We start from the raw sequence: 11,804 nt of genomic DNA, 5'->3' as shown, positions 1-11,804 counted from the left end.
CTTGGCTTTCGGGGAGGCGCGCTCCGCAATCAGGCGGAACGGGCGAAGAAACGACTTTCAGGACTTCAGATGGTCAGACTAGCACAAAACCTCAAGCCCGTCAGGGTTCGCCGCTGACGCAGGGGCCTTGGCTTCCTATCTAGGGGCCATGTCCAAGCTCTCGCCCTCCCCCACCGCCGCCGTCCTGATCATCGGCGATGAAATCCTGTCAGGCCGCACCCGTGACAGCAATATGAACACCCTGGCCCGCTTCCTGGCCCCGCTGGGCGTCGATCTGATGGAGGCCCGGGTGGTCGGCGACCGTCAGGACCAGATCGTCGCGGCCCTGAACGCCCTGCGCGCCGCGCACGACTATGTCTTCACCACCGGCGGCATCGGCCCGACCCATGACGACATCACCGCCGACGCCGTCGGCGCGGCCTTCGGCGTGCCGGTCAGCGAACACCCCGAGGCGCTCGCCATCCTCGAGCGCCGCTATGCGCCCGGCGAGTTCAACGCCGCCCGCCGCCGCATGGCCCGCGTGCCCGAAGGCGGCGTCCTGATCGCCAATCCGGTCAGCGGCGCGCCCGGCTTTCAGGTCGACAACGTCTTCGTCATGGCGGGCGTGCCCAAGATCATGGAGGCCATGCTCGACGACGTGGCGCCGCGCCTGAAGACCGGCTCTCCGGTGCATAGCCGCAGCCTTCGCGTCACCGGCGCGGGCGAAGGCGCGGTGGCCGACATCCTGCGCGCCGCCGCTGAGGCGCGGCCTCACCTGTCCTTCGGCTCCTACCCCTTCGGCTTCAGCGGGGACCATAAGCCCAGCGAGATCGGCACCCAACTGGTCATCCGCGGGAGGAACCAGCCCGAAGTTGACGCGGCGGAACACGATTTATCCGCTGACCTGCGTTCGGCAGGCATCGAAATTACCCCTACGTAACCTCACTAAGGTGTGAAATTGCGCACCTTTTGCGCCACGCTTTTGCCGGGAAGCCGTCCGACACCAGCCTTGGACGCAACGCTTTCATGACACGGACGCTGTGATGGCGGCGTGGCGGCTCTCCCCGAACAAAGGCCGTCCGCTTTTCAATGGCCGGCCCTCGACATAGGTGAAGCGTAAATGACCCCCAGGAACATGGTCCGCCTCGGCGGCCTGGCTCTGACCACCGTCCTGATGACGGGCGTGGCGGCCCCGGCCCTCGCCGGCTCCTTCTATCTGCAGGAACAGTCCGTGCGCGGCGCCGGCCGCGCCTTCTCCGGCGAGGCCGCCGATCGCGGCGTCGGCTCGCTGTGGTGGAACCCCGCCTCGATCGCGCGCAGCGGTCGCGAACTTTCCGTCGGCCTGCACGCCATCAAGATCGACTCCGAGGTGCGCAACACCGGTTCCTACGTCACCTATCCGGGCGGCGTGGACGTGCCGGTGGTCAACCCGCGCAACACCGAGGTCGACCCGATCGAAAGCGGCCTGGTCCCGAACTTCGCTTTCGCCACCCCGATCGGCGACCGCCTCGCCCTGGGCGTCTCGGTGGCGGCGCCGTACAACTTCACCACCAAGTACGAGCAGGGCTCCTTCGCGCGCTATGACGCCCTGACCTCGGAGCTGCGTTCGGGCGACGCCAGCCTGACCCTGGCCTATCAGGTCAACGACTGGCTGGACGTCGGCGCCGGGTTGAACGCCCAGTACGTCAAGGCCAAGCTGACCTCGGCCATGCCGTCGGTTTCGCCCCTGCTGCCGGACGGCTCCTCCTCGCTGGAAGGCGACGGCTGGGACTTCGGCTGGAACGTCGGTGCCCAGGTCCACAAGGGCCCGTGGGACTTCGGCCTGTCCTACCGCTCCAAGATCGAGCACGAACTGGACGGGGATATCGCCATCGCCCTGACCGGCCCCTGGCGCCCAACAGCGTCACCACCAGCGGCACGGCGAGCTTCAACACCCCGTGGTTCGCCTCGGCCTCGGTGCGTTACGCCGTCAACGACAAGCTGACGCTGAACGCCCAGGTCAACCGCATCGGCTGGTCCGAGTTCCAGGCCATCACCGTCGAATATCCGAACGGCGGCGACGTCATCCATCAGAACTACAAAGACGTCACCACCGGCGCCATCGGCCTGGACTACGCCCTCAGCGACAAGACCACCCTGCGCGCCGGCGTCGGCTATGACCCGACCCCGACCCGCGACAGCCTGCGCACGGCCCGCATTCCGGACGCCGACCGCTGGCTGTTCTCGGTCGGCGGCTCGACCGAGGTGACGCCGGGCGTGACCTTCGATGCAGGCCTGACCTACATCGCCTTCAGCGACTCGACGATCCGCGACGACCGCGCCTTCTACGCCGGCACCCCGGCGGCCGTGACCTCGCACCTGCGCGGCGAGGCCGAAGGCTCGGCCTTGGTGGCCTCGATCGGCGCCCGCTGGGCCTTCTGATCTTCGCCTGAGCGCGTTTGATGGCGCCGACGCCCCTCCCCCGCTCGAGGGGGAGGGGTTTTTGTGTCTGGCCTTCAGTCCTCGATCACATCGTTCGAGCCGACCCCGCCCAGCCGCCAGTAGCCCGCGACCTTCATCCATTTCGTGTTGAACGGCCGGGCGGCCAGCAGCGCCGCGCGCATCGCGCGGGCCACCGAGGATCGCAGGCCACCCAGACATAGGCGTCGGCCGGGTCGATCCGCTTCGCCGCCGCGATCGCCGCAGCCGTCAAAGCTTCGGCCCGCCCGCGCGGTCCGCCGTTGCGATGGACCCAGACGATCTCGACGTCCGCCGGACTGGGCAGGTCCAGTTCGCCGGCCGCGTCGTTGACCTCGATGCAGGCGATGGCGCGCGCGCCTTTCGGCAGCTCCTCCAGGCGGCGGGCGATGGCAGGGATCGCCGTCTCGTCGCCGATCAGCAGGTGCTCGGCGAAGCTGGTCGGGACCAGGAAGGACCCGCGCGGCCCGCCCAGGCCCAGTTCGTCCCCGGGCTGCGCGTCCTCGGCCCAGGCGGTGGCCGGGCCGCCGTGGCCGACAGCGAAGTCGATGGTCAGCCGACGATTGGCAGCGTCGAACGCGCGCGGGGTGTAGTCGCGCGCCACCGGGCGGGGGTCCGGGAACACCGGCCCGTCTGGCCCCGACGTCGGCAACACCAGCGGCTCGCCGCGCGGCACGGGGAAGATCTTCACATGGTCGTCGAAGCCGGGGCTGAAGAAGCCCTCCAGCTCGTCGCCCGTCAGCACGACGCGCTTCAGGACCGGGGTCAACTGCTCGACGGCTTCGACACGGGCGCGGCGGAATCTCAGCTCATGCCGCACGCGGCGCGGTTGTCTCAACAGGGCGTTGCTCATGCCTGTTTCACCTTTTCGGCTGCGGCTTCGATCATGTCGGCAAGAGCCTCGACCTGGGCTTCGCTGAGCGGCGGCTCCTGGGTCAGGCGATCATGCGTCGCGGCGCGGAAGGCCTCGATGGCCTGGGCGATGCGCGCCGGCCGGTCGGCGCGGCCGCCCAAGGCCTTCATCTTGCGCTCGGCGTGGGCCAGGGCCTCGGCGTTTTCCACCAGCAGGCGACGGCCTTCGTCGGTGACGGCGTAGCGCTTCTTGCCGCCGTCGGCGACGGCGTTCACGGCGCCCATGTCCTCCAGCAGCGCGAGGCTGGGATAGATGACGCCGGGGCTGGGCGCATAGGCGCCGCCCACTCGCGCCTCGATGGCCTTGATCAGTTCATAGCCGTGGCTGGGCTTGTCCGCGATCAGCGACAGCAGCACCCAGCGCAGGGCGCCGTGTTCGAACATGCGGCCGCCGCCGCGACGGCCGTGACCTTCGCCGCGCATCCGGCCCTCGCCCGTCCGCCGGGCTTCCGGGCGCATCGTCCGGCCATAGCCGCCGCAACCCAAGCCGCGCTCAGGTCCGTGCTGGCCCATGCCGTGGCCGCGCCTTCCGATCCTCTTGGATCCTCTCATCTCTTCTTTTCTCATTTAGATATATCGAACTGGCAAACAGATATATCTGAATGAGCGAAGCGCAAGACCCCTTCCCTGAAAAGAACGGCGCCCTAGATTGCAGGGATGGACACCATCGCCGCTCGCTGGGCTCGGTTGCAGCCGCATGTGCAGATCGTCGGGCCTGACGACGACCGCCCGCGCCCGATGGTCCTGCTGTTCCACGGTTGCGGCGGTCTGCGCAGCCATCTCCCGCGCTATGCCGAGGCGGCGAAAGCGGCCGGCTGGCGCGCCGCCATCATCGATTCCTATGGTCCGCGCGGCTGGGGCCGGACCATGACGCTGACCACGGTGTGCACCGGCGTGCTGTTCCGGGGCTATGAGCGGGCAGGCGATGTCCTGGCCGCCATCCACGGCCTGTCGCAGCGGCCGGACGTGGACGCTTCCCAACTGGCGCTGGCGGGCTGGAGCCACGGCGGATGGGCCATCATGGAGATGATGAGCGAGACGCCCGCGCCGCGCCGCATGGGCGTCGCCGATCCGGGCGCCGTCGACCTGTCAGGCGTCAAGGCCGTCTTTCTGGCCTACGCCTATATCGGCCCTTGGGCCTTCAACCGGATGAAGCCGTGGCGCCGTCACCCGCGCGTCCTGGCCCTGACGGCGGGGCGCGATCACCTGACCACGGTGCGCAACGCCGAACGGGTCAACGCCATGATCCGCGCAGGCGGGGCGCAGGTCGAAAGCTGGGTCGCCGACGGCACCCACGCCTTTGACGAACCGACCAACAACGGGCCGATGCGCCACCACCCCGACCTGACCGAGGAGGCCCTGCGCCGGTTCGGAGCCTTCCTGCAGCAGACCGCAGCCTAGGTCAGCGAGGCTCGATCCTGACCTCGGCGCGGATCGAGTTGGCGATGTAGCAGCTGTCGTGGGCGCGATGGTGCAGCTCGGCGAGGGCTTCCGCGTCCGGCGACGTGTCGCCTGACCAGATGACGGAGGGGCGCAGCGTCACCTCTGTGATCGACACCCTGCCGCGCTCGTCCTGGCCCAACGTCCCCTCGGCGTCGTCGCGATAGCTGTCGACGATGAAGCCGTCCTTGCGGGCGTAGGCCAGGAAGAACAGCATGTGGCAACTGGATAGGGCGGCGACCAGGGCTTCCTCAGGATCGACCGCCGTCTCGTCCGACAGGGGCGGCGGCAACAGGGCCGAGGGCGCGGACGAACCGTGCACCACGGCCCCGCCGTCGAAGCGCCATTCATGGCCGCGACTGTATTTGTTGTCGCTGAACGGCTGCTCGCCTCGGCGCCATTCGACCGTCGCCCGATGAACGCTCATGTCCGCTCCTCCTGAGCCTCGCCCAGCAAGGTATAGGTCATGCGCGCCCGGGCCTGAAATCCCAGTCCGCGATAGAAGGCGATCGTCGCCTCATGCTCGGCGAAGGCGTGCAGGAAGGCCGCCTCGCCCGAGGCCAAAACCTCGCCGACCACCGCGCGCGACAGAGCCGCCGCATAGCCTTGGCCGCGATGATCCGGGTGGGTGCAGACGCCGCTCAGCTCGGTGAAACCGTCCACGCGCAGCCGCCGCCCCGCCATGGCGACCAGCTGGCCCTCGCGCTTGACGCCGATGAACGGACCCAGCTTGCGCGTCTGCGAGCGGAAGGGACCAGGCCGCGTCAGGGTCGCCAGCGCCAGCATCGCCGGCGCGTCAGCCTCGTCCAGCACCTCGATGACGTCGTCCAGCCGCGGGCCTTCCAAGCCGAGGGGCGTCAGGGCCGTCGCCGTCATCTGCACCAGGCCGACCCGCGCGGCGATCACGGCGCCGTCGGGCAGGACGTCGACCATCGGCCCGTCCTCGCGCTCGACCAGGCCCCCGCCGGGATGGCGCCGGTCCAGCTCGGTCAGCGCCCGGCGGCTGTCCGGCGTCGCGTCGGCCGCCGCCAGGAACACCCCGATCTCAGGGTCGATGCGCACAGCGGCCGCTCCGGAATCCGGCGTGACGAAGGGCGACAGACGCGTGGTCAGGGCGTTGAACACCGCCCGATCGAGAGGATGGCTCATGCCTCGACGCTCTAGGCGCGAAGACGCGGCGACGGAAGCGAGACTCGCAACGCCGCGTCCGAAACCCGCCGCTCAGCCCAGAAGCATCAGCCCAGAAGCCTCAACCCTGCCAGAAGCCGACGATCTTCTTGACCTCGGCGATGGTCGGCTCGGCGATCTCGCGCGCCTTTTCGGCGCCGGCGGCCAGCGCGCGGTCGATCTCGGCCGGGTCGGCCATCAGGCGGCGCATCTCGGCGGTGACATTGGCCATCGACGACACAGCCAGCTCTGCCAGCTTCGGCTTGAAGGCGCCGAAGCCCTGCCCCGCGAACTCGGCCAGCACCGCCTCGCGCGTCGTGTCGGCCAGGGCGGCGTAGATGGCCACCAGGTTCTTGGCCTCGGGCCGGCCTTCCAGGCCCTCGACCGTTTCCGGCAGCGGCTCCATGTCGGTCTTGGCCTTGCGGACCTTGTTGGCGATGGCGTCGGCGTCGTCGGTCAGATTGATGCGCGACAGATCCGACGGGTCGGACTTGGACATCTTGGCCGCGCCGTCGCGCAGGGACATCACCCGCGTCGCCGGGCCCTGGATCAGCGGCTCAGGCAGGGGAAGTAGCCGGGCGCGCCAAAGTCGTTGTTGAACTTCTGGGCGATGTCGCGGGTCAGCTCCAGATGCTGCTTCTGGTCCTCGCCCACCGGCACCTCGGTCGCCTTGTAGAGCAGGATGTCCGCCGCCTGCAGCACCGGATAGGTGTACAGGCCGACGCTGGAGCGTTCCTTGTGCTTGCCCGACTTCTCCTTGAACTGGGTCATCCGGTCCAGCCAGCCCAGGCGGCCGACGCAGTTGAAGATCCAGGCCAGCTCGGCGTGAGCCGGCACAGCCGACTGCGGGAAGATGACGGCCTTGGCCGGGTCCAGGCCCGAGGCCAGATAGGCCGCCGCGATCTCGCGCGTCTGGGCGGCCAGCTTCTCGGGCTCCTGCCAGACGGTGATGGCGTGCATGTCGGCGACGAAGACGAACAGGGGCGCGCCCGTCTCCTGCAGTTCGGTGAAGCGTTTCAGCGCGCCCAGATAGTTGCCCAGGTGCAGGGCGCCAGAGGCCTGGATGCCGGACAGGATGCGGCGCGGGCCGGTGTATTGGGCCGGGGTCTGGTCAGTCATGATAGCGGATCTCGGAAATCGAAAGGCGGATGTCGGCGCACGGTTTCGCGTGGGAAAGGCGGGCGTGCGGAAGCCCGGGGCGGCGGATCAGCCGCGCCATCGTCCGTGAGCGAGTAATCGTCCCGAAAGCGCCATGCCCTCGCGCTTATCGGTTCGGGCTGCGAAGGGCAAGCTCACCGCGACCGCCGCACCAGACCCTTGACCTCGGCCATGGTCACGGCGCGGGTCAGGAAGGCCAGCGCGACATAGGCCAGACCGCCCGCCGCCACGACCAGCAGCAGGGTGATCTCCTTGGCGCCGTGGCTAGAACCCGCCATCGCCAGCAGGTCGGCGACCGGCGCCTGCAGCATCGGTCGCGCCCACGACGCAGCGCCGACCACCGCCGCCAGCCCCGCGCTGGCCAGGGCGATGCGGCTCAGACGCCAGACGGCGCGCGGGCTGGGTCGATAATGCTCGCGCCGCCACAGGGTCGCGCCCAGAAGCAGCACATTAGTCCAGGCCGAGGCGCTGACCGCCGCCGCGATGCCTGACACTCCCATGCCGAGGTTGAACAGGCCGATGGCCAGCACGGCGTTCACCGCCACCGAGATCAGGGCGAAGACCATCGGCCGTCGCGTATCGCCGCGCGCGAAGAAGGCCGGGGCCAGGATGCGGATCAGCACGAAAGCGGGCACGCCCCAGCCGAAATGCGCGAGGGCGCGGGCCGTATTGATGGCGTCCACCTGCAGGAATGCGCCGCGTGTGAACAAGGCGTCGATCAGGAAATAAGGCATGGCCATGAGGGCCGCCGCCGCCGGCAGGGTCAGGGCCATCGACAGGATCAGCGCCTCGTCCATCGAGGCCTGCTGCTGGGCGTGATCCTTGGACGCCACCGCCGACGACAGCTTGGGCAGAAGGGCGATGCCGATCGCCACCCCGACCAGACCTAGCGGCAGCTGATACAGCCGGTCCGCCGTCGCCAGCCAGGTGCGCCCGCCGTCGACGAAGCTGGACAGGTTGCCGGAGATGAAGACGTTGATCTGAGTGGCGCTGTTGCCGATGGCGGCGGGAACGGCGGTGATGATGATGGCCTTCACCGCCGGCGTCATTTTCGGCAGGCTGAGGCGGATATTCGCCCCCGCCTTGCGCGCCGCCCACCAGCACAGACCCGCCTGGGCCACGCCCGCGACCAGCACGGCCCAGGAGGCGGCGTAGGCGGCCTCGATCTGATCGCCCTTCACCGGGATGACGGCGGCCAGCATGATCAGGTTCAGCAGGATCGGATAGGCGCCCGAAACGATGAACCGCCCCCTCGCGTTCAGCACCCCGCTAAGCAGGGCGGCGATGGCCATGCAGGGCAGGTAGGGCATGGTGATCTGGGTCAGGATCACCGCCAGCTTGAAGCGGGCCGGATCATCCAGGAAACCGATGTTGATGACGGTCATCAGCCACGGCATGGCTAGCTGGGCGACCAGGGTCAGGGCCACGGTGACGGCGGCCACGGCGGCTAGGGCGTCGGTCGCGACCTTGTCGGCCGCCGCCTCGCCCTCGCTCTTCAGCGTCTTGGCGTAGGCGGGCACGAAGGCGGCGGCGAAGGCCCCTTCGGCGAAGATGCGCCGGAACAGATTGGGGAAGTTCAGCGCCGTGTAATAGGCGTCGGCCGCCGGTCCTGCCGAGGCGCCCAGCGCCGCCGTGATGACCAGGTCGCGCGCGAACCCGGCCAGACGGCTGAGCAGGGTCATGGCGCTGAAGATGGCGGAAGACCGCGCCACCCCGCCCGCCTTGGGCTTGGCCGTCGCAGCGGAGGCCGGCGGCTGGACCACCGGCTCGACCGTAGCGTTTGCAGCCGAGATCGGCGCGGCCGGTTCGATGGGATCGGTCTTGTCGTTCACGGCTGTTCCTGCGCTCGGTGCCGAAACGCCTTAGCGCGCCTGCGGGCCGCTGGATACGGGCGAGCGGCCCAGCGCGCCTTCCAGATCCGACACATCGCGCACGCTGGCGCGCACAGGGGTGATGCTGCGCCCGGCCGGGCCTTGCGGCGCGCGATCCAGCACCTCCAGCAGGTCCGCCTTCAGCGCCTCCAGCTTCGACTTGCTCTTGGGTTTCCGACCGTCGGCGTCGGTGATGTAGAAGCCGTCCACCGCCCGCTCGCCGAAGCTGGCGACGTGGGCCGAGCGGGTCGAATAGCCGTGCGCCGAGATCGTCCGCGCCAGATCGGCCAGCAGGCCGGGACGGTCGGCGCCGGACACTTCGACCACCACGGCGCTGGTCCCGGTGTCGGCGTCGATGCGCACCACCGGCCGCACATCGAAGACGGCGCGGCGGGCGCTGACGCGCGGCGCCTGCATGGCCGAGGTCCGTGCGCCCTTCAGCACCGCCCGCTCCATCGCCTTGACCAGAATGGCCAGCCGTCGCGGCTCGCGCCCGCCATAGGGTTCGCCCGCCCCGTCCTGAACCTCGAACACGTCCAGCGCCATGCCGTCCTCGGCCGTGGCCAGCCGCGCGCCCACCACGTCGGCGCCGGCCATCGACAGCGTGGCCGCCAGATCGGCGAACAGGCCGGGTCGGTCGCGCGCCGCCACGGCCACGCGGGCGGTGGATTCCAGCGGCCCTTCGGCGGGCAAGGCCTCGACCGCCGCCCCTCTCGCCGCGCCCGTTCGACCAGGGCGGGGTGGTCGGCCAGAGGGTCTTCGCGCGTCACGGCGTCGCCCCGGAACAGGGCCTCGGTGGCTTCGAACAGGGCGCGCATCAACTGCCCTTTCCAGCCGTTCCACACCCCCGGCCCAACGGCGCGGATGTCGGCCACGGTCAGCACCATCAGCATGCGCAGGCGCTCTGGATCTCCCACCGCCTCAGCGAAGGCGCGCACGGTCGAGGGATCGGACACGTCGCGCTTCTGGGCGTAGTCGCTCATCAGCAGATGATGCCGCACCAGCCAGACGACCAGCTCGATCCGGCGCGGATCGACGCCTAGCCGCTCGCAGGCCCGGCGCGCGGCGATGGCCCCGTCCTCCAACTGGCCCCGGTCGCCGCCCTTGCCTACGTCGTGCAGCAGCATGGCCAGCATCAGCGCCTCGATATCGGCGATGTGCGGGACGATGGCGGTCGAGGCCGGGTGGTCGGCCTTCAGCTTGCCGCGCGCGATGTCGTTGATGACGCCCACCGCCTGCAGGGTGTGCTCGTCCACCGTATAGGCGTGGTACATGTTGAACTGGGTCTGGCCGACGATCCGTCCCCATTCGGGCAGGAAGCGTCCCAGCAACCCCGTCTCGTTCATGATCGACAGGACGCGATAGGGCCGCTGGCCGTGGGCCAGCACCGTCAGAAACGCCTCGGCCGCGCGCGGGTCGCGGCGCAGGGCGGGTGTCACCAGCGTCAGCGAGCGGATCACGGCGGCGAAGGCGTCGGGGTGCAGGTCCAGGTCCAGCCGGTCCGCCTCGACGAACAGCATCAGCAGCCGCGCCGGATCGCGGGCGAAGACATTGGCCCCCGTCACGGTCAGCCGCCCCTCCTCCACCGCCAGGCCGTCGAAGGCGAGCCTGACCCGGCGGCGGCGGATCAGCCGCGACAGGCCGCGCGCCAACCCTTCAGCCTTCTTCTGCTGGCGCGCCTCCAGCTGGGCCGAGACAGCGCGGGTCAGGGCGCCCACCTCGCGCGCGACCTGGAAATAGCGGCGCATGAAGCGCTCGACCGCCAGTTCGTCACCGCGCCCGCGCCAGCCCATGCGCCGGGCGATCTCGGGCTGGACGTCGAAGGTCAGCTTCTCCTCAGGCCTCCCCGTGACCAGATGCAGCAGGATGCGCACCCGCCACAGGAAGCCGATCGCCTCGCGGAAGCTGCGCAGCTCGCGCGCGGTCAGCAGCCCCTCCAGCGCCGCCTGCCCTCGCTCGCTGTCCGGCGCCAGCGAGCGGGCGATCCAGAACAGGGTGTTGAGGTCGCGAAGACCGCCCTTGCCGTCCTTGATATTGGGCTCGACGCGGTAGCGGACGGCGCCGGTCTTCTGCAGGCGCACGTCGCGCTCGGACATCTTGGCGGCGATGAAGGGGCGCGGGTCGGCGCGGGCGACTTCGCTGCGGAACCGTTTCAGCAGGCTTTCGCCCAGGCCTGCATCCCCCGCCAGCACCCGCGCCTCCAGCAAGGTGGTGCGCACCGTCATGTCGTCGCGCGCCAGAGCCAGGGTCTCGCCGATGGAGCGGAAGGCCGAGCCGACCTTCAACCCCAGATCCCACAGGACATAGTGGACGAACTCGACCACCGCCTGGGCGCGCGGGCTGATCGCCTGGCCGGGCCGCAGGAACAGCAGATCGAGGTCCGAAAACGGCGCCAGCACCCCGCGTCCGTAGCCGCCGACGGCCAGCAGGGTCAGCCGCTCGTCCGCGGCCGGATGGACCTGTTCCGTCGCGAACCGCCACAGGGTGGTCAGCAGGGCGTCGGCGGCCTCGGCGTAGAGGCGCGCCGCCTCGGCGCCGTCGGTGGCGCTTTCGGCTCGGCGGGCGGCGCGGGCGCGGTCGGCGTCGAAGCTTTCACGCAAGAGCGCGGTGACGGCGGCGCGCGGGTCCGGCGCCGAGGCGGCGTCGAGAACAGCGGACGGGAGCGGGGGCGGGACGGTCACGGAAGAAACATAGCACGCTCCCTATCTACCGCTCATCCCGGCGGACGCCGGGACCCAGTCCTTTGGCTTCAAGCGCTCGCTTGGACACTGGCAGCTTCATCTCACCGATGGAGGACGAAGCTCTCACTGGGTCCCGGCG

General features: G+C 69.8%; 11 protein-coding genes and 1 pseudogene. 4 read left to right on the top strand and 8 right to left on the bottom strand.

All coding sequences use genetic code 11. The features are described from left to right. The first annotated feature begins 148 nt into the window (after positions 1-148). From V8F63_RS05415 to V8F63_RS05405, 3 genes are all read left to right on the top strand, one after another. Positions 149-919, top strand: a complete 771-nt coding sequence (locus tag V8F63_RS05415) for a competence/damage-inducible protein A (protein ID WP_392354725.1) — start codon at positions 149-151, stop codon at positions 917-919. 180 nt (positions 920-1,099) lie between these two features. Further along, on the top strand, positions 1,100-1,963 hold the full coding sequence (locus tag V8F63_RS05410) for an outer membrane protein transport protein (RefSeq protein ID WP_392354724.1): 864 nt from the start codon (positions 1,100-1,102) through the stop codon (positions 1,961-1,963). Beyond that, positions 1,867-2,400: an outer membrane protein transport protein gene (locus V8F63_RS05405; protein WP_392355041.1), complete on the top strand. Its 534-nt coding sequence runs from the start codon at positions 1,867-1,869 to the stop codon at positions 2,398-2,400. The genes V8F63_RS05410 and V8F63_RS05405 overlap by 97 nt, the downstream gene beginning before the upstream one ends. A gap of 133 nt (positions 2,401-2,533) precedes the next feature. Here the strand turns inward: V8F63_RS05405 and V8F63_RS05400 are convergent, their stop codons facing one another. Continuing rightward, positions 2,534-3,289: a siderophore-interacting protein gene (locus V8F63_RS05400; RefSeq protein ID WP_392354723.1), complete on the bottom strand. Its 756-nt coding sequence runs from the start codon at positions 3,287-3,289 to the stop codon at positions 2,534-2,536. Further along, the gene (locus tag V8F63_RS05395; RefSeq protein ID WP_392354722.1) at positions 3,286-3,861 is read right to left on the bottom strand and encodes a PadR family transcriptional regulator; all 576 of its coding nucleotides are present in this window, start codon (positions 3,859-3,861) and stop codon (positions 3,286-3,288) included. Before V8F63_RS05395 ends, V8F63_RS05400 begins: the two co-directional genes overlap by 4 nt. 144 nt (positions 3,862-4,005) lie before the next feature. Between V8F63_RS05395 and V8F63_RS05390 the strand changes: the two genes are divergently transcribed. Then, the gene (locus V8F63_RS05390) at positions 4,006-4,749 is read left to right on the top strand and encodes a dienelactone hydrolase family protein (protein WP_303704967.1); all 744 of its coding nucleotides are present in this window, start codon (positions 4,006-4,008) and stop codon (positions 4,747-4,749) included. 1 nt (position 4,750) lies between these two features. On the opposite strand, the gene V8F63_RS05385 is transcribed toward V8F63_RS05390, so the two are convergent. The 6 genes and pseudogenes from V8F63_RS05385 to glnD form a co-directional block, all read right to left on the bottom strand. Further along, on the bottom strand, positions 4,751-5,215 hold the full coding sequence (locus V8F63_RS05385; RefSeq protein WP_392354721.1) for an OsmC family protein: 465 nt from the start codon (positions 5,213-5,215) through the stop codon (positions 4,751-4,753). Next, a complete protein-coding gene (locus tag V8F63_RS05380; protein WP_392354720.1) occupies positions 5,212-5,937 on the bottom strand; it encodes a GNAT family N-acetyltransferase in 726 nt (241 codons plus the stop codon). The genes V8F63_RS05385 and V8F63_RS05380 overlap by 4 nt, the downstream gene beginning before the upstream one ends. A gap of 100 nt (positions 5,938-6,037) precedes the next feature. Then, positions 6,038-7,074: pseudogene (gene trpS, locus V8F63_RS05375) on the bottom strand (tryptophan--tRNA ligase). Between the two features lie 173 nt (positions 7,075-7,247). Next, positions 7,248-8,945, bottom strand: a complete 1,698-nt coding sequence (gene murJ, locus V8F63_RS05370; protein ID WP_392354719.1) for a murein biosynthesis integral membrane protein MurJ — start codon at positions 8,943-8,945, stop codon at positions 7,248-7,250. A 30-nt stretch (positions 8,946-8,975) separates the two neighbouring features. Continuing rightward, on the bottom strand, positions 8,976-9,530 hold the full coding sequence (locus tag V8F63_RS05365) for an ACT domain-containing protein (RefSeq protein WP_392354718.1): 555 nt from the start codon (positions 9,528-9,530) through the stop codon (positions 8,976-8,978). After that, the gene (gene glnD / locus V8F63_RS05360) at positions 9,422-11,665 is read right to left on the bottom strand and encodes a [protein-PII] uridylyltransferase (RefSeq protein ID WP_392354717.1); all 2,244 of its coding nucleotides are present in this window, start codon (positions 11,663-11,665) and stop codon (positions 9,422-9,424) included. Before glnD ends, V8F63_RS05365 begins: the two co-directional genes overlap by 109 nt. Positions 11,666-11,804 lie beyond the last annotated feature (139 nt).

It is taken from the genome of Brevundimonas sp. LF-1 (assembly GCF_037055305.1).
Lineage (GTDB): Bacteria > Pseudomonadota > Alphaproteobacteria > Caulobacterales > Caulobacteraceae > Brevundimonas > Brevundimonas sanguinis.
This window is presented reverse-complemented; position numbering and strand designations above follow the sequence as displayed.